The organism is Streptomyces sp. MST-110588, assembly GCF_022695595.1.
In the GTDB taxonomy this organism is placed as follows: domain Bacteria; phylum Actinomycetota; class Actinomycetes; order Streptomycetales; family Streptomycetaceae; genus Streptomyces.
In genome coordinates this window covers 1,246,671-1,270,872 of record NZ_CP074380.1, presented here as the reverse complement: position 1 = coordinate 1,270,872, position 24,202 = coordinate 1,246,671, and the positions used below count along the sequence as shown (strand labels likewise).

Genomic DNA, 24,202 nt, shown 5'->3' with positions numbered 1-24,202 from the left:
TTGGCGGGTGCGCACGAGGACGGCCGTACCTTACCGGCGCGAAGGTTCCGCGCCGATGACGTGAGCGGTATGGTGCGCCATATCGCGGAGCAATTCGGTGACGATGTCGTCGTCATGGTGGACAGCACGAACGGGCTGCTCGACGGTACCCTGCGCGCGGCCGGACTGCGCGTCTTCCGCCTGGACCCCTGGGATCTGCCGCCACGTTCGGCGCAGGGATTCAGCGAGGCGCTGGAGATGGCGCGGCGCGGCCTGTCCGGCGGGGATGGCCTGGTGGAGACCAACGACGATTCCGGTACGCTCACGGGCCGCCTGGACGAACTCCGGGCCGGGATAGCGGCCAGCGCCGATGTGGCCGCGGAACTCGCCGGCCGCGGGAAATTCCTGGAACGCGGACCCGGCGTACGGCGGCAGGTGGCCCTGACATTCGACGACGGACCGACTCCGCCCTACACCCATCGCGTCCTGGACATCCTGCGGGAATACCGCGTACCGGCCACCTTCTTCTGTGTCGGTCTGCACGCCCACACCGACCCGGATTCGATCGTGCGTATCGCGGAAGCCGGACACGGCATAGGAAACCACACCTGGTCACATCCCTTCCTGCCCGATCTGCGGCGTGACGAGGTGCTCTTCCAACTGGAGTCGACGAACAAGGCGATCGAGAAAGTGACCGGCGCGCCCGTGGAATTCCTCCGGCCGCCGTACGGTTCCCGTACCCCCGAATCGCTGACCTGGCTCGCGGACCAGGGGATGACCACGGTTCTGTGGGACCGGGATTCGTGTGACTGGGCGATGCCGGGCGTGGATTCCATCGTCGACAACGCCCTGGACGGCATCACCAACGGCTCGGTCGTCCTCATGCACGACGGTGGCGGGGACCGGTCGCAGACCGTGGCGGCCCTCCCGCGCATCATCGAGGCGCTCATCGAGGACGATTACGAACTCGTGACGGTCGACCGGCTGACGGCGGCCGACCGGCCGGCGGCGGACGGCTGAACCATCCGTGGCCGTGTCAGCGCGAGGCGCGCTGGGCCTCGACGATCTGCCGGGTCACGTCGTCCGTGTCGGCGCGCCGCCGCGCCCGCTCGGCGAAAGCGGGGAACTGCGAGGCGACGGCGCACCGCAGCCGCAATGTCATCGGTGCGATGTTGACCTCGCACTCGTCCCGTACGACGGCACGGAGGACGGAGTCGGCCACCTGCGCCGGGGTGACGGTGCGCACCCCGCCCGGCGGGGTGGCGCCGGTGGCGGCGAACATGCCGGCCTCGCTGACGAAGCCGGGCTGGACGACGGAGACGCCGACGCCGGCCTTCCGCAGGTCCTGCCGGAGGCTGAGAGCGAAGCCGCGCAGCCCGAACTTGGTCGCGGTGTAGAGGGACGAGGCCGCAGTGGCGGCCTTCCCCGACATCGACCCGACGAAGGCGAGGTGTCCGCGTCCGGCCGCGACCATGTCCGGGGCCAGGAGACGGGCGAGCATGACAGGGGCGTGCAGGTTCACGGCGAGGGCGCGGTCAACCTGCGCGCAGGTGTAGTCGAGAAGGTCGCCGCTGGCCGGGAGGGCCGCGTTGGCCACCAGGATCTCGGTACCTGCGCACTCCTCGGCGAGCCGGGCCACCTGCTGCGGATCCGCGAGGTCCGCGACGACGCAGCGGGCACCGAGTTCGTCCGCCAAGGGCCGCAGCACTTCCGCGCGACGGCCCGTCACGATCAGTTCGGCGCCCGCCGCGGCGAGGCGGCGGGCGAGGACGCGGCCGATGCCGCCCGTCACACCGGTGAGCAGGACGGTGGATCCAGCGATGCGCATCAGCACGGCCTTTCAGGGGTGGCGGGGCGACCGGAGAACTGTGGGGTCTTTGCGAGTGACCCAGGGGATTCAGGGGCAGATGCCTGGTTCAGGCTGACAGGGGCTGTCTGGCAGAGGCTGTCTGGCAGAGGCTGTCTGACAGGGGTTGTTCGGCGCAGGCGCGCCGTGTCACCAGCGGTGATGTACCTGGGCGCGGATCTCCCGGTCGTACAGGGCCTCGATCGCCCCCAAGGTGGGTCCGGGCAGCGGTGGCAGTGTCGCGGCGGCGGCGTTGGCCCGGGCCTGCTCGACCGTACGCGCGCCCGGAATCACCGTGGTCACACCGGGCTGCTGGATCACCCAGCGCAGTGCCGCCTGCGCCGGTGTCATGCCCTGGGGCGCGAGCTGGGCGAACTCCCGCGCCGCCCGCACCCCGCTGTCGTAGTCCACGCCGGAGAACGTCTCACCGGCGTCGAACGCCTCGCCGTGCCGGTTGTAGGAGCGGTGGTCGTCGGCGCCGAAGGCCGAGTCGTGCCGGTACTTCCCCGACAGCAGACCGGATGCCAGCGGGACACGGGCGATGATGCCCACACCGGCCGCCCGGGCCGCGGGCAGGACCCGTTCCAGTGGCTTGCGGCGGAACGCGTTGAGGATGATCTGTACGCTCACGACGTGGGGCCGGGTCAGCGCGGTGAGTGCCTCGTCACATGTCTCCACGCTCACTCCGTATGCGGCGATACGTTTCTCCTCGACCAGGGTGTCCAGCGCGTCGTACACCGCGTCCGAGCCGAACACCGGGGTCGGCGGACAGTGGAGCTGCACCAAATCCAGGGTGTCGACCCCGAGATGGTCCCGTGAACGGTCCGTCCAGGCGCGGAAGTTGTCCAAGGTGAACTCGGCCGGATCCTGTGCGCCCCGGCGGCCCATCTTGGTGGCGACGAGGATGTCGGGGGCGTCGCCGATCCTGGACCCGCCCGGGGATTGGTCCTGAAGTCCGCCCCGGAACTCGCGGAGGAACCGGCCGATCAGCCGCTCGCTGCGGCCGTCGCCGTAGACGTCCGCCGTGTCCAGGAACGTCACGCCGGATTCCACCGCGGCGCGGAGGATCGCCAGGGCCTCGTCCTCGTCCACCGTGCCCCAGTCCGCTCCTAGCTGCCAGGTGCCGAGGCCGACGACCGATGCCTGCCGTCCCGCTTTGTCGAATGTTCGCTTTTCCACTGAGGCTTCCTAAGCTGTCGCAGGGGGTGGGGGTGAGTGGTAGGGATGAGCGCCAGGACTGCGCGGTAGGGGTGGGTGACGGTGGCGAGTCATGGGGCGGGCGGAGGTACGGGGATGAAGTGAGGGCTTCCGTGGTTGTCGCCGTGGTTCATCCGGTGGGGAAGAGGCTGTCCACGAAGGCGTTGCGGAACTTCCCGGCCGGGTCGTACTTGCGCAGCAACTGTTCGAACTCCGGGGACCGTTCGTAGAGCGGGACGACCCGAGAGGCGGGCACCGTGGTCAGTTTGGCCCAGTGCGGCCGGGCGCCCAGCGGCATCAGCGCCTCCTCGACCGCGCTGATCACCGGCAGCACGGCCGGCAGTTCCTTGATCCAGGTGAAGTGGAACGTGACGGTGTCACGGCCGTACGCGGGGCTCAGCCACAGGTCGTCGGCGCGCACCGTACGGACCTCGGCGATGTGCAGCACCGGCGCCACCCGGCCGGCGAGGGCGCGGATCGCGGCGAAGGCGGCCGGAGCCGCGTCGCGCGGCAGGAAGTACTCGGACTGCAGCTCCTCGCCCGCACCCGGCGTGAGCTCGGGCCGGAAGTGAGGCAGCCGTGCGTACCAGGGGCCGGCGGTCCCCAACTGCTCGGTGCTGAATTCCGGGGGCATGCCGGGGACCGGATGGACCGGCCGCGCCGCGGCCCGGCCGCCGTTCCACCCGGTGACTGCTCCGGCCCCGCTCCCGTCGTCGGTCCGGGCCTTGAGCCAGACCTGCGCCGTGCCGCTGCGCCAGTCGGTGAAGACGCTGACGCTGTAGGCGGCGCCGAAGACGGCGTCCGGCCGGTCCGCGACCTCGTCCAGGGGCACGGCGACGCGGACCCGCTGCGTCATCTCGTAGGCGGGCTCGATGTCCAAGGTCAGTTCGGTGACGATGCCGAGCGCGCCGAGCGCCACGACCGACCCCGCGAAGGTGTGCGGGTCGGTGTCCCGGCGCAGCTCGGTCAGGTCCCCTTCCGGGCCGACCAGGCGCAGACCGGCGACCGAGGCGGCGAGGCAGCGCTGGGTGTCGCCGGAGCCGTGGGTGCCGGTCGCACAGGATCCGGCGACCGAGATGTGCGGCAGCGAGGCGAGGTTGGCCAGCGCGTAGCCGGCGCGGTGCAGGATGCCGGCGAGCTCGGCGTAGCGCAGACCGGCGGACAGGGTCACGGTCGAGCGGGCCGGGTCAATGCGCACGGTGCGCGGCAGGCCGTCCAGACGCATCAGTTCACCGGTGGTGTCGGCGACGAGGCTGAAGGAGTGGCCGCTGCCCAGGGCCCGTATCCGCTCGCTCCTTCCGACGGTGCGGCGTACTTGGTCGAGCGTACGGGGACGGTGGATCCGTGTGGCTCCGTAGGTGACGTTGCTGGCCCAGTTCACGTTGGCGACGCACGTCGTCGGCATGAACACTCCGATCGATGGAGCAAGCTGTCGTCGACAGCCTGGCACGAGGTTGTCACAGGTGGCAATGTCTTGGCACAAATGTCGATGGTGAGTTGCGTCTGCTCCGGTCGCCGGGCGGTGACGGATACTCTGTCGAACCCTTGGCGGAGCCGGTTCCGTACGCGTTCCGGGAGAAAAGATCCGGCCAGGGCGGAGCGGGCGCGGATACGGCGGCGGGCCGGGGCGGGCCGGTCAGGCGGCGACCGTCATCAGGTCCTCGACCCGCACGAAACGGAATCCGCGCGCCAACAGGCCCTCGATGATCGGAGGAAGGGCGGCGACGGTCTGCGAGCGGTCCCCGCCACCGTCGTGCAGCAGGACGACGGAGCCCGGCCGGGCCTGCTCCAGCACCGTCCGGGCGATGGTCTGCGCGCCGGGCATGGCCCAGTCGTCCGGCGCGACGTCCCACAGCACGACCGTCGACGCGCGGTCGGCCAGCCAGCCCATCACTTCGGGGGTACGCGAACCGTACGGCGGCCGGAACAGCGTCGGCGCGGCGCCACCGCCGGCCCGGGCGATGGCGTCCCCGGTGCGGTCGATCTGTTCGTGCAACTGCGCACGGGACAGTTCGGGAAGGAAGGGGTGCGACCAGGTGTGGTTGCCCATTGAGTGCCGCTGCTCCCGCATCCGTACCAGGTCCTCGGCGTGGGCGCCCGCGTTCATGCCGACGCAGAAGAAGGTCGCGGGAACGCCGTAGCGCTCCAGTACGTCCAGGACCTGACCGGTGTAGGGCGGGAGCGGGCCGTCGTCGAAGGTGAGGGCGATCTCCTTGCGGTCCCGTGTCCCGTGGTCCAGGCAGCGTCCGGCGCCGGTCAGTGCCGCCACCTGCGCCGTACTCGCCGCGATGCCCGACTCCAGGTCGGCCTCCCGGCCGGTCTGGGTGCCCCTGTTCCGTTCCAGCTCGGCCAGCGCTGACAGATCCCGCCGGGCGAGATCCGCCAGGACGCCGGCCGCCACCGACCCGAACAGCGGGCGCTCGGGCAGCAGATCCGGGTCCGCGCGGTAGACCTTCAGCCCCGCGGCCATCATGCGGCCGTCGAGGATGCCGTTGGTGCTCTCCACGACCGTGACCAGCGGACCCGTGCGCCCGATGTCCCGCAGGTGCTCGATCATGTCCTCGGTGCGGCCCGGGGCGAAACGCAGCGCGGATGCCGCCCGGCGGCCGTCCTCGTCGACCACGTCGATCTCGTAGCCGGTGGCACTCCAAGAAATTCCCGAGTACAGCAACTGGTTCCTCCTGTGGTGGAAGGGGGAGCGGTACGCACGCCGGGCACGGGCGGTCCCGCGTGCCCGGCGCGTTCCGGCGTGTTTTGGCGTCAGGCGGACTGTGCGGCGGGCCTGTTGGCAGGCCGGCTGTATTCCTTGCTGTACTCGCTGAAATGCCGCTCCGCGAAGAGCTCGGGCCAGGTGCCGTGGTCCAGGCCGAGCTCCCGGCCCCGCCGCAGCATGTACCTCCAGTACGGCTTGACCGGCGGCCAGCGGACCCCCGCCTGGCAGTACGACGCGTCGATCATGTACCGGGGCCGGTCGGCACCCGTGACGGGGCGGCGGGTGTGGAACAGGGCCGAGTGCAGAACGACCGTCGACCCGCGCGGCAGACGGTCGATGACGAGTTCGCCCGGTATCTCCTCCGTGCCGAGGTGGGCTCGCGCGGTCTTCTCGGCGACCGTCCGGTGCGAGCCGGGGAGGACGGCGAGGGCGGCCGTGCTCTCGTCCAGGCCGTCCAGGTAGTGCAGCGTGTGGATCATGCTGTGCGCGCGGTCGGTCTGCGGGTTCTGTTCGTAGTCGTGGTGCCAGGGCTTGCCGGGGCGGGAGGGCTCCTGCCGGTCGCTGTGCAGGTGGTGGAAGACGAAGCGCGGGCCCAGCAGCCGGCCGAGCAGGTTCATCAGGGGCGGGTGGCCGACCAGCTCGCCGTGCGCGGCCAGTTCGAGTTCCAGTACGGGGGGCGTGCCGTAGGTGTCCGGATCGGTGCACGAGGCGATCGATCGCGCCCGCAGGCCGTCGTCGACCCACCTGTCGACCTCGGGTTTGAGGCGGGAGACCAGGTCGTCGGGAAGGATGCCGGGCAGGACCAGATAGCCGAGCCGGGCGAACCGGTCGCTCTGGCTGCCGTCCAGGCGCGTCGTGTCCTCGCGGAGGGCGGATGCTGATGTCGTCATGAGGGGGACTCCGTTCTGCGTTCTCGGCAATTGCGTGTCTCGTACGCCGAGCCGGGATGTCACGGCGGCGCCGGCCCTGAGGAGCAAAACCGCGTCCGCGGGTGCCACGAACCGGTGGTCGCGGGAGGCCGAACGGGACCTGGGGAGAGGTGAGTGCGCTGAGCCGGTGCCGCGGTTTCCGGCCATGATGCGGGCGGCCGACCGGACCGTGCTTTTCGCTGTCGAGTCGGCGACGAGTCAGTCTGCCTGAGCTGGCACAGGATTGGCAACCTTTTGACATAAGCTGGCAAGTAAGTGTTTCGCCGACCTGCTGCTACGCGGCGAGGGGACTCGAAGCCGCAGGAGGGGAGCGGGCCCGGGTGCGTGGGCAGGCGGGCGCGTACGAGGGCGCTCACGTGGGCGCGTACGAAGGCCGCGGAACAGGGCGTGTACGCAGACGTGGAACGGCCCCGGCAGCGGTGGGTGCTGCCGGGGCCGTCCGTGGCCGCCGCGGTGGGGCAGCCGGTGGTCGTGCGACTGTCGTGAGGCCGACCGACGGCCGATGGTCGCGGAGCCCTCGCCGGTCGGTCGGCCGACCGGCCCGGAACCGTTGCCGGGTCAGCCGGCCGGTGTGGAGTTCTCCTCGCGGTGGTCGGCCACGAGTTCGTCGAGGCGGCGGCGGGCCGAGGCGACCCGCTCGGGGTCGTCACCGGTGAGTTCGTCCGGGGAGGGCAGCACGCCGGACAGGCCCCATACGCGGCCACGGGCCCAGGTCGCGTCGTCGACCGGGAAAGCCGCACGGAAGACCTTGCGGGAGTCGGCGTCCAGGACCGTCCAGGCGGCGATCAGGTCACACGCGGGGTCGCCCACGGCCAGGGTGCCGAAGTCGATGACGGCGCTGAGCCTGCCGTCGACGGCCAGCAGGTTGCCGGGGGCCGGGTCGCCGTGGATCCACACGGGCGGCCCGTCCCAAGCGGGGGCGGCAAGGCCCGATTCCCACACCGCGGTCACCGCCTCGGTGTCGACCAGACCTTCCAGGGCCTGGATCCTGGCGCGCAGACGTGCCGCCACGACTGGCGAGTCACGCTCGTCGGTCAAGGGCACGCCGCGGAACCCGTTGCTCCACTCGGGCGGCGGACCGCCGGCGGCATCGATGCCCTGCAGGGCGGTCAGGAACTCCGCGAGGGCGGTCGCCGTCCCCCGAGGTCGGCCAGGTCTTCGGGGACCGCCGTCTCGCCGTCGAGCCACCGGTAGACGGACCAGGCGAAGGGGTAGCCCTCTCCGGGAGCGCCCTTGGCCAGCGGGACGGAGACAGGCAGGGGAAGGTGCGGGGCGAGCCGGGGCACCCACCGCTGTTCCCGCTCCACCTGCCCCTCCCACCGGGGGTAACGGGGAAGCCGTACGGACATCTTCTCGCCCAGCCGGTACGTGGCGTTGTCCATGCCCTGGGCATCGACCGACTTGACGGGTAAGTCCGCCCACTGCGGGAACTGCGCGGCGATCAGCCGGCGTACGAGCGCTTCATCGATGTGCAGATCTTCGGGACGCAGTTCGCTTCCCAACCAGTCACCAGCGGACAATGAGGTCTCCTCGACTCGGGTCGGCGCCGTCGGGCACGGACAGGGTGATCAGAAACAGAAGGCCGATCAGCAAGCGTCGAACAGCAGACGTCGACCGGGAAAGGCCGGTCGGGGAACGTCGGTCAGCGGGAGAAGGGCAGCCCGGGCCGGTGCGCGGGAGCCTGTGCCGGGCCGGCCGGCGGTGACGTCGCGGGCGGGGCGGACGTCACCACCGGCCGGCCGGTGGCCGTCCGTCAGCCGCGGGGCGCGGCGCCTGGAAGCCGCGCGGTGGCCAGGGTCTCGGCGAGCACCCGCCAGATCTCCGCCACCAGGTCGATGTTCAGGGCCTGGCGGGCTTCCTCCCCCAGCTCCTTGAGCCGGTCGATCCCCTCTTCCTGGTGTCCCTCCAGGATGAGGAGCCGACTGTCCAGGATGCTCAGCCTGATGCGGTCCCGGTACGTCAGACGCAGTTCCTCGCCGCTGAGTTCGTCGTGCGCGGCACGGGCGTCCTCGTACCTGCCTTCCTGGAAGGCGAGGTGCGCCTGGAGGGTGAGCAGTTCCTGACGCAGCACCGGGGTGCCGACGAGCGACAGTGCGGTCCGGGCCTCTTCCAGGTAGACGCGGGCCCGGCTCACCCGGGCCGGGGTCACCTGTAGGGAGAAGGAAGCGCCGGCGAGCCGGAGCCGTACCCACAGGAGCAGGTCGACGCGGCTGTCCAGCCCCGCGATGGCATGCTCAAGGAACTGCTGGGCGGCCTCGTGATCGCCCTGGCGCAGGCGTACGGTGGCGGCCGACCACAGGGCCTCGGCCCGCAGGGCGTCGGACCTGTCCTCCACGAGGGAGACCAGGGTGTCGACGTGCGCCCTGGCGTCCGGGAGCCGGCCGGCCTCGGCCTCGGCGGAGACCAGGGTGAGCAGCGCGTTGCCGGTGTCGCCCAGGGAGAGACTGCTGTCCCGGGCCAGTTCGTAGGCGCGGGTCGCGAAGTCGGCGGCGCGTACGACCTCGCCCGCCGTGCGCAGGCACCGGGCGTACTGCGTCCACGCCCGGCACCGCAGCTCGGGCAGGGCGAGTTCGTCGGCGATCTGGACGAGCTTCTCCCAGCACTGCTGTTCCTCGGCCAGTTCACCGCGCCGCTGCCGGTAGAGGGCGATCACCCAGAGCGCCTGCCACCGCAGGAGCGGGTCCTCGTGCTGGGCCCTGGCGAGTACGGAGATGAGGTTCTCGGTCGCGTCGTCGCAGTCCGCGGACGTCGCGATGCTCAGCGCCTGGGCCAGTGAACTGCCGTTCGGCGGTACCTCGAACGCCGAACGGTCCAGTTGGAGCTGCTCGGCGAGATACGAGACGACCCGGTCGGTGGGCTGTCGGGCGCCCGACTCAAGACGCGACAAATACCCGGTGGAGATCTGCTTTCCCGCCAAAGCAGACTGCGAGAGACCACGCTCCCGCCTCAACTCTTTGAGACGTCGCCCAAAGAACGGCTGTTCAATCATAGGAATCCCGGAAATCGCGTGCTCGGATGCTTCCCCTGTCAGCCGTGGTGCGCTTTCGCCTGGCCTGGGGGGAGATCCACGACTCCTGTCTGCGGGATGGTGGCGCAGGCAAAATGGGCTGACAGCTTCCGCGCCTTCAATGTACTGCCCCTTCACGGCGGTTGGCAAGCCTGTTGCCTGGATCGCCGCAGTTGATCGTTGTCTCCGATGGCTTGGAAGTAAGAATGTGACTCAAGTTTGGCAAGGCGTTGTCAATGCTCGAGGTAACCCTTGTCAAAAATCGTGTTGGCTCGTTACTTTGGAATCGTTTAACGGGGGCACCGACGGTGCCTTCGTCTCTGTACAGCCTTCGACAGGAGAAGCCATGCGCGAGCGTACCGTTGTCGCATACGCCAGCACCCTCGGTGCTTTTGCCCTGACGGTCCTATTACTCATACAAGATCCGGCCGTCCCCGCCGCGGCGGACGCGCCACAGTCCCGAAATCCTACGGTCACAGCCAAAGACGGCCCCGAGATCGACTGGCCGTATACGTGAGATCGTTGATCATTCATTCTTGATCGACAAGATCTCCGGCCGCGGGTGTTTCCCGCAGGGCGGGCGGCCGTTCACATACTTAGCACTATCCGTGAACCTGCGGAAGACCGCGGGTCGGCACGTACCGTGAGCAGTCGCGCCATACCGGATGTGCCCTGATCGGGAGACATGACGGCAATTTCCCGCACAAATCCTTGAACGGCGCCGCCGGCCTGCGCGGACACCCCGCGGTCACAGGGGAATCGAGGCAGGCCGGCGGTGCCGTTCGTGGCTTGCGGCGTGTCTCCATGTGTCTGATTCTGCCTCAGGAATGACATGCAGTGCAGGAGGGTGGCAACGTGTTGCCTGACAAGTGGTCCGGCTGGGGGAGGGCGTCCGCACGTGGCGCCCGCCGGGGTGGTGCGTCATGACGGACGGGAGCGAGGCGAAGGCCGTACCCATGAAGGCCGTACCCATGAAGGCCGTACCCATGAAAGCCGTACCCATGGGAACCGTGACGGTGAAGGCACCGCACCTGCGGACGCTCGCAGATGCGATGCGGTGGATCGAGAGCGCCCACGACGCCACCGGCCGCAAGGGGATCTCGGCCGGTTACGACCTCAATCATGGCTGGCAGCCTCCGTACCCGGAGACCAGCGGCTACCTGATACCCACGCTCCTGCGGGCCGCGCAGGCCCTGCACCAGCCGCAACTGGCCGACCGGGCACACGAGGTGGGCGACTGGCTCCAAGGGCTCCAGTCGTCCGACGGCGCGTTCCCCGGGGGCACGGGCACCGACGGCCCTCCTGTGGTGTTCGACGTCGGACAGATCGTGCTGGGCCTGGTGGAGCTGTGGCGGGCGACGCGTGAGCAGTCCACCCTGGACGCCGCCGTACGCGCGGCACACTGGCTCGTCGCCGCCCAGCAGCCCTCCGGCGCCTGGCTGTCGCACTTCGGCTACCCCAACACCTACTCCGCGCGCGTGACATGGGCGGTCGCGGAAGTCTGGCGGGCCACCGGTGACACGGCCCTGCTGGCCTGCGCCGAGCGTTCGCTGCGCTGGATGCTGGGGCAGGTGCGGCCGGACGGCTGGATCGAGCGGATGGCGTTCGACGCGGGCCGGAAGCCGTGGACCCACACCATCGGGTACGCCCTGCGCGGACTGCTGCGCGGCGCGGACCTGGTCGGTGGCGAACTGGGGGAGCGGTGCGCGGACGCGGCCACCACCTGCGCCCTGCGCCTGGCCCGGCTCGGCACTCCCCTGTACCCCCTTCTGCCGGGGGAGATCGGCGCGGGATTCACCCCGCGGGCCGACTACGCGTGTCTGACCGGGGACGCGCAGATGGTGACGGTCTGGCTCGACGTGGCGGTCCGCCGCGCGGATCCCGCACTGCGGGCCCGGTGCGTACGGGTCGTGTACCGGCTGGCGGAACTCCAGGTACGGCAGCCGCTGGAACCGGCGGCCGTCGGCGCACTGCCCGGCTCCTGGCCGCTCACCGGCGGATTCGAACCGCTGGCCTTCCCCAACTGGGCGGCCAAGTTCCTCGCCGACGCCGTGCTCAACCTGGCGGCGGACCAGGCACGGGCCGGGCACGCCGGCTGACCGGAGCCGGCAACGCCCCGGGCCCCCGCCACGCCGCGGCGACGTACACAGCCGCGCGGCGCCCCGGCCCGCCGGGCCCTTCCGGCGGGCAGGAGCGCCGCGAGCCACCGAACCCCAGCACGACGGTCGGCGGTCGGTGTTCCGCCGTGCGTCCCCCCTGTTTTCCGTCTATCGCGTCGTGTGGTGCCGCGGCGGGCGCGGCGGCGTGCTCAGGACGGTCCGCGGAATGCCTGGGACCTGGAACCCGAAGGACTGCGCGTACACGGAGAGTTCGGCGTGCAGACAGCGGATGACGCTCTGGGCCCTGCGGAAGCCGTGCTGCTCGTTCTCGAAGGCCAGATACGCGTGCGGCACGCCCCCGCCGCGCAGCCGGTCCAGCAGCCTGACCGCCTGCTCGGGCGGGCAGACCGGGTCTTCAAGGCCCTGCATGAGGACGAAGGACGCCCGGATGCGGTGTGCCCGGCGCAGCGGCGAGCGGGCGGCGTACCGGGCCCTCTCCTGCGGCCACGGCCCGATGAGGCTGTGAAGGTAGTGCGACTCTAAGTCGTGAGTGCCGCGCACCCGCCACTCCTCGGGGTCCAGGAGCGGGAAGTAGATGCCGGCGACGCGGTACAGGTCCGGCTCCGCGGTCAGGGACACCGCCGCGGTCCAGCCGCCCGCGCTCCCTCCGCGGATGCCGATGCGGTCCGGGTCGGCCTCACGGCCGGCGATCAGGCCGCGGACGACCGTGGCACAGTCCTGTACGTCGACCACGCCCCAGTTCCCCCGCAGCCGTTCCCGGTAGCGCCGGCCGAATCCGGTGGAGCCGCCGTGCTGGACGTCGACGACCCCGATGCCCCGGCTGGTGAAGTAGGCGAACTCCTGATTGGCGATCAGCCGGGTACGGCTGGTGGGCCCGCCGTGCACATGAACCAGAAAGGGTGGCAGTTCCCCCTCGGGCGCGGTGAAACCGGGGTTGTACGGCGGATACACGTACGCGTGCACCTCCTCGCCGCCGTCGCCCCGGAAGGTCCGGCGGTGCCCCCGCGGCAGGTACGCCGCGTGCTTGAGTTCCGCGGCGCGCAGCACCTGGGGGCGTGCTTCCCCGGGGTCGAGAAGGACCACGCGGCGGCCGTGCCGCGGGCCTGCGGCGGTCGCGGCGATCCGCTTCCCGTCGGTGGCCGGCGCGGCGTACTCGGTGTACGGGGCGCCGATGTCCCGCAGCGAGCCGTCCGCCTCCAGGACGGCCAGCCGCTGCTCGCCCGTGCCGTGCACGACGAACAGCCGTCCGTCGCCGGCCGGGAGGAACCAGCGGCTCCCGATGCGCCACAGTGCGTCGCCGAACTCCTCGGCGCGCGGGCACAGGGCACGGCCGGCCCCGTCCGGGCCGAACTCGTAAAGGTTCCACCAGCCGTTGGTGTCCGCGAGTGCGTACAGGGTGTCCGGCCTGTCGGGGGCCCACTCGATCTGGCCGACGGAGATGCCGGGGCCGCCCGCGACCCGCCGGGCGGGCCCCAGCGTCCCGCCGGGGCCGACCGGCGCGCACATCACGTCCGTGCCGTCCCACGGCATCGCCGGATGGTCCCAGCCGATCCACGCCACGCGGCTGCCGTCCGGCGACGGCTTGGGGCCGGTCAGAAAGTGATGGCCGGCGCCGAGCACCCGTACCGCTGCCGGGTCCTGGGCCGCGGTGCCGTCCAGGGGCAGCGCGACCAGGTCCCGGCGCAGGTCCGTCGGAGCCGGTCCGGTCATCTCCTCGCGTACGCACCAGACTTCCTCACCCACCCGGGCGAAGTCGCAGTACCGCAGGCCGCCCGGACGTGCGGGCCCGGGGCTGAGCGGCCGTGGCCGGCCGCCCGGCACCGCCCGGCACCGCCCGGTACACCCGCTGGTCGTCCCAGTGGGTGAAGACGACGCCCGCGGACGGGCCGTCGCCGAGCGGCAGCCACGGCCGGCCGCCGTATTCGATGACCTTGGAGCGTACGTCCCAGCCGTCGCCGAGGGCGTCCTGGACCGTTCCGTCCGAGCGGCGGCGGACCAGGGCAGCACGTCCGGCCTCCCAGGGCCGGGCCTCGGTCCACCACACCTCGTCACCGACGAAATCCACCCATTCGACGAGCGCCTGGCCGGCGGCCACGTCGGCCGCGGTGACCGGGGAGACCCATGTGCCGTAGGGAGCGGTCTGCACGGGTATATCCACACCTTTCCACTTCTGGGCGGATGGTCCGGGCAACGCCGTGGCGCTCGGCGTGCCCGGCGGGTAGCCGGTGCCGGCGGGGGCCACGGGGGATGCCCTCCGGCCGGCACCGGCCGTCTGCGGTGCGGCGCCCATGGGCCCGCACCCGGTCCGGGCCCGGGCCCGCTCAGGCGGCCTCGCCGCTGTCCGGTGCGGACCCGGTGCTGTACGACGAGGTGTCGCCGCGCAGCACCGTGCTCGGGCGGCCGTCGACGCCGACCGGGACCGGGCCGGCGACCGTGACCCGCTCGCCGCGGCGGTACTCGCTCCCGTAGTCGTAGACCGCGTAGTGCTGGGTCGCCTGGTTGTCCCAGATCACCAGGTCGCCGGCCCGCCACTTCCAGCGCACGGTCTGCTCCGGCCGGGTCACGTACTCCTGGAGCACCCGGATCAGGTCGCGGGAGGCCTGCGGTCCGTAACCCACCACCCGGCGGGCGAAGCCGCCCAGCATCAGCGCCCGTTCGCCGGTCTGCGGATGTACGCGGACGGCGGGGTGCGCCGTCTCGTAGGGGGTGGAGATGTAGTCGTCCTGGTCGCCGTTCTCCGCGCGGTGCGCATAGGTGTCGTCGGTGAAGTCGCAGTCGTTGCTGTGCACGATGCGCAGCCGGTCGGCCAGGTCCCGCAGCTCCTCGGGCAGGGACTGGTAGGCGGTCACGGTGTTCGCCCAGATGGTGTCGCCGCCCACCGGGGGGATGACCTTGCCGTGCAGGAACGCGTAGGCCGGCGGCCGTTGGATGAACGTCAGGTCGGTGTGCCAGTGGTTCGCGCGGGTGCCGTGGCGCGAGTCCATCTCGCGTAGGTGCGGCTGGTCGGACGGCGCGTCGTAGATGGGGTGTCCGAGCGTGAGGTCACCGAAGTTCCGGGCGAAGGCGACCTGACGCTGATAGTCGAGGTCCTGGCCGCGCAGGAACACCACCTTGTGCTCGTTCAGGGCCTGCCGGATGCGGGCGACGGTCTCGTCGCCGAGCGGGCCGCCGGCGTCCACACCGCCGATCTCGGCACCGATGGTGCCGGTCAGCCGGGTGACCTTGACGTCGGCCGTGAGGGAATGGGCCATGATGCGTGCCTTTCCAAGTGGTGGGCGGAACGGGAACGGGACGAGCAGGCGGGCAGCGGATACGGCGGATGCAGGGGAGCGGCGGGAACGGCGGGAAGGAACAGGGGCGACGGTGAGCGACGGGGCCCCGCGCCCTGGGGCCCTCCGGTGAAGCGGGCCGGCCGGGAAGGCGGACGGTGCGGCCGGACGGTGCGGTCCCGGTGCTCCGTAGCCGCATCCGGGAAGCGCCCAGCGTCCGGCAGCAGCTTGCCTGAGTTGGCAAACTTTGGCAACCCGTGATGGCTCTTTGGCGGCTGCCGGTTAACCGCGGGTGGCCGGCGTCCGGCGCGCCCCGATACGGATCGGCAGGGTGTGCGGACCGCCGACGGCGATGGAGCGCAGCCGTACGACGGGGCCGCTGCGCTCGACGGCGCCCACCTCGTCCAGGAGCTGGCCGAACAGGATCCGCATCTCGGCGCGGGCCAGCGTGCTGCCGATGCAGAAGTGCTCACCGGAGGCGAGCGCCAGGTGCCGGTTGGGCTGCCGGGCGATGTCGAACCGGTACGGGTCCTGGAAGACGTCCTCGTCACGGTTGCCCGAGGGCACCCACAGCACCACCCGGTCACCCGCCTCGATGCGCCGGCCCCGGATGACCGTGGGCCGGGTGGCGGTCCGCATGCTGTGCGTGGCGCTGGACGTCCAGCGCAGGACCTCCTCCACCGCCGAGGGCATCAGGTCCCGCTCCCGGCGCAGCCGCTGCCACTGGGCGGGGTGCTCCAGGAAGGCGAGCAGCCCGCCGGCCAGCGCCAGCCGCCCGTTCTCCGTGGCGCCGACCAGGTTCTCCAGGTTGAAAAGGATCTCCTCCTCGGTCAGCGGCTCACCGTCCGCGGTGCCGGTCACCAGGGAACTGAGCAGGTCGTCCGTGGGTTGTGCCGTCCGCCGGTCCATCAGGTCGATGAAGTACCGCATCAGGTCCTGGTGGGCGGCCAGCGAGACACCGGCCTCGAACGCCTCGTCGGTCCACCGGAAGAGCAGTTCGTGGTCTTGCGGCGGCAGGCCGATGATGTGCCCGATGACGTACATGGACAGCCGGCCCGCGATGTCGTGCACCGCCTCGCACTCACCGCGCTCGACCGCCCGCCGCAGCACCGTACGCGTGGCGGCACCGATGTACTCCTCCAGGCCGCGGACGGCACGGGTGCTGAACCAGTCCGCCATCAGTGCGCGGAGCTGTTTGTGGCGCGGCGGGTCGCTCAGCGCGAGGGTGAGGCCGCCGCCGGGGTCCTCGCCGAGCTTGGACGGGCGCAGCAGCACCCCGCGCGCGGAGCTGAACGTCCCGGGGTCGCGGTAGACGGCACGGATGTCCTCGTAGCGGGTCAGCGACCAGAATCCGGGCAGTTCGGTGGGCGGCTGCCAGGACACCGGATCGTGCCGGCGCATCCGGCGCCACAGCGCGTGCGGGTCACCGGTGGCGTGCAGTTCGGGATCGGTGAGGCGGGTGGGCAGCACGGCGGGTGCCGTCATGAGGGGACTCCTGACAGGGTGGTGTGCAGATGGTCCGCGAAGCGTTTGGCGCACTCCTCGGCGGTGGTACGGGAGACGGCCTGTGTCCTGAAGGCGACCTCCAGCCGCAGCCCGCCGCCCTCTTCGGGCCACAGCTCGGCGTGCAGCTCCAGCGGCAGACCGAGATAGGGCCGGCGCAGGAAGGTGGTCCGCAGCCCGGTGAGAGCCAGCCGTGGCGGCGCGTTGTCCTGGAGGGCGAAGAGCGCCTGGAAGAGCGGCGGCCGGTGGGTGCGCGGCGCGTCCGCCAGGTCCAGGACCTCGCCGAAGGGCACGTCCTGGGCGGCGAAGGCCCGGGCGACCAGGCGGCCGGTCTCCCGTACGCCGCGGACGCCGCCTTCCAGGGCCGGGCCGCGCAACCGGACGCAGACCATGGTGATGTGGCAGCCCACGGCCCGCTCCAGGCCGGTGCCGAAGCGCTGCGCCACCGGCACGCCCAGCGCGAAATCCCGTTGTCCGGTGGCCTCGGCCAGGCTGCGCGCCCAGTGGGTCAGCAGGACGGTGAACCGGGTCACCCCCGCTTCGGCGGCCAGCGCGTCGGCCGCGGCCACGGCGGCCGGCGTGAGGATCACCTCGACCCGGTCGGTGGCGCCGGCCGGCTGCCGCGCCGGCCGGTCCGGCCCCGCCGGCCAGCGCAGGGCGGGTACGCCGGTGAGCTCGCCGCGCAGGTGCTCGCGATGACCGTCGAGGCCGGCCTGTTCCAGGTGCTCGGTACGGATCAGATGCGCCTGCGCCAGTGTGGGAGGCGGCGGCGGTGTGGTGCGCGGCCCGCCCGAGGCGGAGTTGTAGGCCGCCGCGAGGTCCTCGGCTAGAACGGACTCCGACCAGCCGTCGAAGGCGATGTGGTGCACCACGCAGCCCAGGACGGTGACGTCCGAGGTGCCGACGGGGACCAGCGCCGTACGCCACACCTCGCCCGCGGTCGGCTCCAGGGGGCCGGCCAGTTCGGCCCGGAGCGCCTGGAGGGCCGCCTCCACCGTCGGGCGGGCGCCCAGGACTTCCAACGGGGGAGGCTCGATGTCCACGGTGAAGGCGACCGGGCGCGGGTCGGGGACGTAGGCGGCGCGCAGCGGTTCGTGCCGGCGGTGGACCGCGCTGATCGCCGCCTGGAGCGCCGCCCGGTCCGGCCGGCCCTCGATGACCCAGGTAAGCAGGCAGTGCGAGGCCGGGTCGGCGGGGTCGAGCAGATGCCGGGTGAGGTACACCAGTTGCATGGACGTCAGCGGTACGTCGGCGAGGGGGGCGGGGCGGCGGGCGGCCGGGCGGCCGGTGGTCCGCAGCCAGCCGGCGAGTGCGGTGACCGTCGGGTGCGCGTACAGCCGGGAGACCGGTACGGGCCGGCCGAGCCGGGCGGCGAGCCGGGCACAGACCCGGCCCGCCGCGAGCGAGCCGCCGCCGAGCCGGTCGAAGGGGGCGTCGAGCGGGACAGCGGTACGGCCGAGCACCGCGGCGAAGGTCTCCGCCACCGCCCGGGTGGTCCGGTCCAGGCCGCCCAGCTCTTCCCGGGCGCCTTGGACCGGCGGTGTCCCGGCGGGACGCGGGCCGGGCGCGGCGGGCGGTGCCAGGGCGAGCAGGGCACGCTCGTCCAGCTTGCCCTGCGCGGTGACGGGGAAGGCGTCCACGCTGACCAGTGCGGCGGGACGCTGGTAGGGGACCAGGGCGTCGCACAGCGCGGGCAGCGCGTCGCGCAGCGGGTCCTGCCGCCGGACCGGTACGCAGAAGGCGACCAGCTCCTGGGCGGTTCCTTCCGCGTCACGACGGGCCAGCACCCGGCAGTCCCGTACGGCGGGCAGCAGCCGCACCACCTGGCGCTCGACCTCGGCGGGCTCGATCCGGTGCCCGCGGATCTTGACCTGCCGGTCGGCGCGGCCCCGGAAACGCAGCAGACCGTCCGCCCCCCAATGGCCCAGGTCGCCGGTCCGGTAGACGCGCCGGTCCTTGCCGTCCACGCGTACGGTGACGAACTTCGCGTCCGTGAGGGCCGCGTCCCCCAGATAGCGCAGGGCCAGCCCGTCGCCGGCGACGCAGATCTCCCCGGGCTCGTCCACCGCGCACGGGCGGTCGCCGTCCAGGACGTACACCTGGGTGCGGGCGACCGGCCGGCCCAGCGGGATGCCGTCGGGGTGGGCGCAGTCGGCGGGGGTGATGCGGTGGGTGGTGGCGAAGACGGTGCTCTCGACCGGACCGTAGCCGTTGATGAGCGCGGTTCGGGGGTGCCGGCGCAGAAAGCGGCCGGCGTGGGCGGGTGAGACCCGTTCGCCGCCGATGACGACGTGCCGCAGGCCGTCGAAGGCGGCCACGTCCTCGTCCACGGTCATGTTGAACAGGCTGCTGGTGAGCCAGGCCGTGTTCGCCCCGTACCGGCGCACCCCCTCGCGCAGGAACTGGGGGGTCAGGTAGGGCTCCTGGACGATCAGTGAGGTGCCGCCGTGGAGCAGCACGGCCCACAGTTCCAGCGAGAAGGCGTCCCAGGGGACGGGCGCGGCCAGCGGCATGACGGTGCCGGCGCCGAACGGCACGAAGCCGTCCGGGCCGTCCGGCGGGAACAGGCGTGCTGTCGCCCGGTGGGGACTCACCACGCCCTTGGGCCGGCCGGTGGTGCCGGAGGTGAAGAAGACACAGGCGGGATCGGTGCCGCTGACGCCGACGGGCCGGAAGTGAGGGGGCGCGGTGGCCGTCTTGGCCGGGGGAGTCCACACCGGCGGTCGCGGACCCGTGGAACCCTGTGCCCCGGATGCCGGGAAAGGTGCGGCGGGCGCGCCGGTGACCAGCAGGGGCGGGGCGAGGTCCTGGATCACCTCGTGGAGGCGGCGGGCGGGCCAGGCGGGGTCCAACAGGGCGTAGGCGGCGCCGGTCTTGAGCACCGCCAGCAGCGCGGTGACCAGCTCGGTGCTCCTGGGCAGCAGGACCGGTACGAAGTCGCCGGGGCGCACTCCGCGCGCGGCGAGGTCAGCGGCCCAGGCGTCGGCGGTGGCGTCCAGCTCGGCGTACGTCGTCACCTGACGGTCCGCTATGAGGGCGGGGGCACCGGGGCGGGCCCGTGCCGTCCGTGCGACCGTCTCGTGCAGCCCTTCGTCGAGCGGCGTGCACGGTCCTTGCGCGGTCCAACTCGGTTCTGGTCGCACGGCTTGCCGTCCCTCCGGGAGGTATCACAGACAAGTAATTGCCAATCCGTGGCAACAGGTTGCCACGCGGTGGTTCCATCAGACAACCTGTGGGGGTTCCATGCCGGACGGGGCCCGGGGTACGGATACGGCCGAGCCCCCTGTGCGACGCGGGCGGTAGCCGGGACGGCACAGCGTTCTAGTCAAAGGTGGTTCCATGACCCGTGATCGATCTCTGGACGTCGCCGTCACCGGCGTCGCCGCCCGGTTCCCCGGCGCCGGCGACCTCAGCGCGTGGTGGTCGGCCCTCAAGGCCGGACGCGTGCTGACCAGACGGTACGAACGGCGGGAGCTGGCCGACGCGGGAGTGGCCGCGAGCCTGCTGGACGACCCCGATTTCGTGCCCGTGCACGGGCACCTGGCGGACGCCGACCGGTTCGACAACACCCTCTTCCGGGTCAGCCCCCGCGACGCGGAGATGATGGACCCGCAGCACCGGCTGATGCTGGAGGTCACCTGGTCCGCCCTGGAGGACGCCGGAATCCCGCCGCTGGGCCCCGCACCCGTCACCGGTGTGTACGCCTCGGCCAGCGGCAGCGGCTATCTGCGCGCCATGCTGGCCAACGGCGGGCTGGACCCGCTGACCCTCGAAGACGCGCTGCACGGCGCCGAACCGGACTTCATGGCCGGCCTGGTGTCGTACAAGATCGGGCTGACCGGGCCCGCCGTGGCCGTGCAGACCGCCTGCTCCTCCTCCCTGGTCGCCGTCCACACCGCGGTCCAGGCACTGCTGAACGGCGACTGCGACCAGGCGGTCGTCGTCGCCGCGGGCATGGCCTTCCCCCAGGCGGGGCACCTCCACGTGCCGGGCGGTGTGCACTCCGCCTCGGGCCACTGCCGCCCGTTCGACGAGCGCGCCGACGGCGTGGTCGCCGGGTCCGGTGCGGCATGCGTGGTACTGCGGCGCCTGGAGGACGCCCTGGCCGACGGCCCCGAGCCGTACGGTGTCATCCTGGGCACCGCGGTCAACAACGACGGCGCGGCCAAGGCCGGTTACTACGCCCCGTCCGTCGGCGGGCAGGAGGCCGTGATCCGGGCGGCGCTGCGGGCCGCGGACGTCACCGGCGAGAGCATCGGCTACCTGGAGACGCACGGCACCGGAACCCGGGTCGGGGACCCCATCGAATGGTCCGCGGCCTCGGCCGCGCTGGCCGGTACCGGCGCCCGGCCGGGACAGGTGGCGGTGGGAGCGGTCAAGGCCAACGTCGGCCACCTGGACAATGCCGCGGGACTGGCGGCCCTGATCAAGACGCTGCTGGTGGTGCGGGACGGGGTGATTCCGCCGGTGGCCGCCTTCACCCGCAGCAACCCGCTGCTGGAGACGGACGGTTCGCCGCTGTACGTCCCCACCCGCGAGCAGCCGTGGACCGGCCCCGGACCCCGGCGGGCGGGTGTCAGCTCCTTCGGCATCGGCGGCACCAACGCGCATGTGGTCCTCGAACAGCCGCCGGCCGGTACCGGGCCCGGCGCCCGGACGGACGCCGGCGGGCACGACGCCGCGTACGACGGCCGGGAGCCCGTCGGCCGTACCGTCCTGCTGTCCGCCGCCGGCCCCGAAGCCCTCACGCGCGCCGCCGCCCGGCTGAGCGCCCACCTGGCGCAGCGGCCGGCCCCGCTCGCCGACGTCGCCTTCACCCTCGCCGCCGGGCGGGCCGAACTGCCCGAACGTCTGGCCGTCAGCGGGCGGACCACCGCCGAGGTGGCCGACCGTCTCGCGACCGGGTCCGGCGTGGTACGCGCGAGCCGGCCCGCCGCGGGACCGGCGCCCGCCCTCTTCCTCTTCCCCGGCCAGGGCACGCAGTTCCCCGGCATGGGCCTGCCTTTCGCCCAGGCCCTGCCCGGTTTCGCCGACGCCCTGGAAAGCTGCCTCGGTGCCTTCGGACCCGCCATGGCCGTACGGCTGCGTGCCGCGCTGTTGGACCCCGCCTTCCCCGAGGCGGAACTGACGGCGACCGAACTGGCCCAGCCTGCCCTGTTCGCCCTGGAGTACGCGGCGGCCGGTGCCCTGTCCGCGCTGGGTGTCGCCCCCGCCGCCGTGGCGGGGCACAGCCTCGGTGAGATCACCGCCGCCTGTGCCGCGGGGGTCCTCGCCCTCCCCGACGCGGCACGGTTCGTCGTGGCCCGGGGGCGCGCCATGCAGGACTGCCCGCCCGGCGCCATGCTCGTACTGGGCTGTGCGGAGGACCACGCCCGGGAGCTGCTGGCCGCCTTCGGCCCCGGCCTCGAACTGGCCGCCGTCAACACCCCGGACAGTTGTGTGGCGGCCGGGACGGCCGACGCCGTCGAGGCGTTCCGGGAGCGGGTCGGCAACCGGGTCCACACCCGCCGGATGCGCGGCGACCGGGCCTTCCACTCGGCGCTCGTCGAACCCGCCCTGCCGGCTCTGGCCGCGGCCCTGGCCGGGACGGTCACGAGCCGCCCCGTACTGCCGTTCGCGGCGAACACCACGGGCCGGATCGTGCCGGCCGGCACGCCCGTGGCCACGGAGATGTTCGTCGAGCAGGCCCGCGGCACGGTGCGCTTCCTCGAAGCCGCCCGGGCCCTCGCCGAGCACTTCCCGGGCGCCCTGGCCGTCGAGATCGGGCCGGGCCGGGCGCTGACGGCGATGGCCGACGCCGCCGGCCTGACCGCCGTACCACTGTCCCCGTCCCGTACCGCGCACCCCGCCGGTGAACTGCTGACCGCGCTGGGGGCGTTGTGGACGCACGGACAGCCCGTCGAGCCGACGGCACTCAGCGGCCCGGGGCGGCGGACGCATCTGCCGGGTTACGCCTTCGCCGGGCCCCGGTGGCTGGCGCCGGAGGCGGCCGGGACGGCCGGCGCCGCCACCCGCGAAGCCGCCGCCGTTTCGGCCGGGGCCGAAGACCGGCCCGCGGCGGACGCTCCCACGGCTGCCCCGGCACCCCCGCCCGACGCACCGTCCCTGGTGGCGGGCCTGTGGGCGGAACTCCTGGGCCACGGCGAACTCACCGAGGACGCCGACTTCTTCGCGCTGGGCGGGGACTCCCTGCTCATCACCCACCTCGCCCGCAGAATCCGTACGGCATCGGGGGTCCAGGTCCCGGTACGTGACATGCTGCTCGCCCGGACGCTGGGCCGGCAGACCGCCATCGTCGCAGGGCTGTTGGCCCAGACGGAGCCGACAGGGCCGGAATCGGCAGGGCCGGAGCCGACAGGGCAGGACCCGGCAGGGCCGGAGTCGGCACGGACGGGCCGTACGCCGGTGCCGGCCGACGCGTGAGACGGCCGTACCACCGCGCGGAACGGGGCGGCGGCGTCGGCGGCGGGCCCGGGACAACCACGCAAGGAGAACACCACGCGATGAGCCACGGCTTCCAGCGCATACCACTGATCGGCACCGGAGACGCGGCCGGTACGCACGGCACACCGGCCGCCGACGCGGCGGCCTGGACCCTCTCCCCTCCGGTACGGGCCCTCATCGAGGCGTTCGCCGAGGACGGCCGGGACCGGGCCCTGCTGAACGACCTGGACGCCGGAGCAGGCAGTACGGCCGAGCGGCTGGCCCGCCTGGACCGCTTCTCCGAGCGCTGGGACACCCGGCAGGGCCGCGAACGCAACCAGGCGGGCCAACTCGACCTCACCCCCGCGCAACGGGCACTGGTCCACGCGGCGGCCAAGGCCCTGGGCATGTGCGACGATCCCGGGCCGCGGCTGCGCCACTACGACCACGTACTGATCCTCGGCGGGTCGATCAGGGGCTGCCTGGCGCGCCCCGCCCACGCCGCACACCTCATCCGCTCCCGGCGGGTGCTGGCCGGGCACATCACCGCGCTCGGCGGTCACCGCCCCTTCGTGGGCGACGAGTCCGCCCTGGCCGCGGCGGCGGGCGTGCCCTGGCTGACCGAAGAGTTCGCTGCCCTGGACCACGGCACCCGCCGGGCCTTCGCCCTGGGCGAGCCCGAGAGCACCGAGGGGGAGACCTCGCCGCTGCCCGGCGGCGCCTGGAGCGTCCGCCGCTACCGCGCGGCCGGCATCCCGCCGGTTCACGTGGTGGCGGCCCCCTCCAGCGCCCCCGCCGAGCGCCGCGCCGACACCGCCGACACCTACGCCTTCTTCTCCGAACGGCTGGCCGGGCTGCGTCCGGGCACCCGGCTGCTGCTGGTGACCGCGTCCATCAACGTACCGGCGCAGCACGTGGCGGCCCTGCGGATGCTGGCCCTGCCGCACGGAGCCGTGGTGGACACCGTCGGGAACCTGCCGCGGTCCGTGCCGCCCGCGCTCGCTCGCCGCTTCACCGCCACCGAGTACCTGCTCGAAGTGCGCTCCACCATCCGCGCGTTGTACCGACTCGTCCTGGCCGGGCAGCCGGCCTGATGGCGGCCTGATGCCGGCCTGCCCGTATCCCGTGGGCAGCCAGCACACCGGCAGGCCGGCACCACACCCCCGTGACGTCTAAGGAATAGGGATGCACCTGTGACCGGAACCGCTACGTCCAC

General features: G+C 72.5%; 13 protein-coding genes and 2 pseudogenes. 4 read left to right on the top strand and 11 right to left on the bottom strand.

Going from position 1 to position 24,202, the window contains the following annotated elements:
• Positions 1-69 precede the first annotated feature (69 nt).
• A complete protein-coding gene (locus KGS77_RS05695) occupies positions 70-999 on the top strand; it encodes a polysaccharide deacetylase family protein (RefSeq protein WP_242579127.1) in 930 nt (309 codons plus the stop codon).
• A gap of 16 nt (positions 1,000-1,015) precedes the next feature.
• On the opposite strand, the gene KGS77_RS05690 is transcribed toward KGS77_RS05695, so the two are convergent.
• The 7 genes and pseudogenes from KGS77_RS05690 to KGS77_RS05660 all read right to left on the bottom strand — a co-directional run bounded on the left by KGS77_RS05690 (position 1,016) and on the right by KGS77_RS05660 (position 9,653).
• Positions 1,016-1,807: an SDR family NAD(P)-dependent oxidoreductase gene (locus KGS77_RS05690; protein WP_242579125.1), complete on the bottom strand. Its 792-nt coding sequence runs from the start codon at positions 1,805-1,807 to the stop codon at positions 1,016-1,018.
• 168 nt (positions 1,808-1,975) lie between these two features.
• A complete protein-coding gene (locus KGS77_RS05685) occupies positions 1,976-3,004 on the bottom strand; it encodes an aldo/keto reductase (protein WP_242579123.1) in 1,029 nt (342 codons plus the stop codon).
• A gap of 148 nt (positions 3,005-3,152) precedes the next feature.
• Entirely contained in the window at positions 3,153-4,427 is a 1,275-nt protein-coding gene (locus tag KGS77_RS05680) for a D-arabinono-1,4-lactone oxidase (RefSeq protein WP_242579121.1), read from the bottom strand.
• A 231-nt stretch (positions 4,428-4,658) separates the two neighbouring features.
• A complete protein-coding gene (locus KGS77_RS05675) occupies positions 4,659-5,693 on the bottom strand; it encodes a polysaccharide deacetylase family protein (RefSeq protein WP_242579119.1) in 1,035 nt (344 codons plus the stop codon).
• An 89-nt stretch (positions 5,694-5,782) separates the two neighbouring features.
• The gene (locus tag KGS77_RS05670; protein WP_242579116.1) at positions 5,783-6,625 is read right to left on the bottom strand and encodes a phytanoyl-CoA dioxygenase family protein; all 843 of its coding nucleotides are present in this window, start codon (positions 6,623-6,625) and stop codon (positions 5,783-5,785) included.
• Between the two features lie 597 nt (positions 6,626-7,222).
• Positions 7,223-8,013: pseudogene (locus KGS77_RS05665) on the bottom strand (aminoglycoside phosphotransferase family protein).
• Positions 8,014-8,417: 404 nt separating this feature from the next.
• A complete protein-coding gene (locus KGS77_RS05660; protein WP_242579114.1) occupies positions 8,418-9,653 on the bottom strand; it encodes a helix-turn-helix domain-containing protein in 1,236 nt (411 codons plus the stop codon).
• A 941-nt stretch (positions 9,654-10,594) separates the two neighbouring features.
• On the opposite strand from KGS77_RS05660, the gene KGS77_RS05655 reads away from it, so the two are divergent.
• Positions 10,595-11,770, top strand: a complete 1,176-nt coding sequence (locus tag KGS77_RS05655; RefSeq protein WP_242579112.1) for a beta-L-arabinofuranosidase domain-containing protein — start codon at positions 10,595-10,597, stop codon at positions 11,768-11,770.
• A 168-nt stretch (positions 11,771-11,938) separates the two neighbouring features.
• On the opposite strand, the pseudogene KGS77_RS05650 reads toward KGS77_RS05655, so the two are convergent.
• From KGS77_RS05650 to KGS77_RS05635, 4 genes and pseudogenes are all read right to left on the bottom strand, one after another.
• A pseudogene (locus KGS77_RS05650) lies at positions 11,939-13,949 on the bottom strand (prolyl oligopeptidase family serine peptidase).
• Between the two features lie 163 nt (positions 13,950-14,112).
• Positions 14,113-15,042, bottom strand: coding sequence for a TauD/TfdA family dioxygenase (locus tag KGS77_RS05645; RefSeq protein WP_242579110.1), 930 nt, complete (start codon positions 15,040-15,042; stop codon positions 14,113-14,115).
• 300 nt (positions 15,043-15,342) lie between these two features.
• Positions 15,343-16,545: a cytochrome P450 gene (locus KGS77_RS05640; protein ID WP_242579108.1), complete on the bottom strand. Its 1,203-nt coding sequence runs from the start codon at positions 16,543-16,545 to the stop codon at positions 15,343-15,345.
• Entirely contained in the window at positions 16,542-19,706 is a 3,165-nt protein-coding gene (locus KGS77_RS05635) for an amino acid adenylation domain-containing protein (protein ID WP_242579106.1), read from the bottom strand. Before KGS77_RS05635 ends, KGS77_RS05640 begins: the two co-directional genes overlap by 4 nt.
• A 196-nt stretch (positions 19,707-19,902) precedes the next feature.
• Between KGS77_RS05635 and KGS77_RS05630 the strand changes: the two genes are divergently transcribed.
• Both KGS77_RS05630 and KGS77_RS05625 read left to right on the top strand, forming a co-directional pair.
• Positions 19,903-22,986, top strand: coding sequence for a type I polyketide synthase (locus KGS77_RS05630; protein ID WP_242579104.1), 3,084 nt, complete (start codon positions 19,903-19,905; stop codon positions 22,984-22,986).
• 80 nt (positions 22,987-23,066) lie between these two features.
• Entirely contained in the window at positions 23,067-24,080 is a 1,014-nt protein-coding gene (locus KGS77_RS05625) for a hypothetical protein (RefSeq protein WP_242579102.1), read from the top strand.
• The last annotated feature ends 122 nt before the right edge of the window (positions 24,081-24,202 follow it).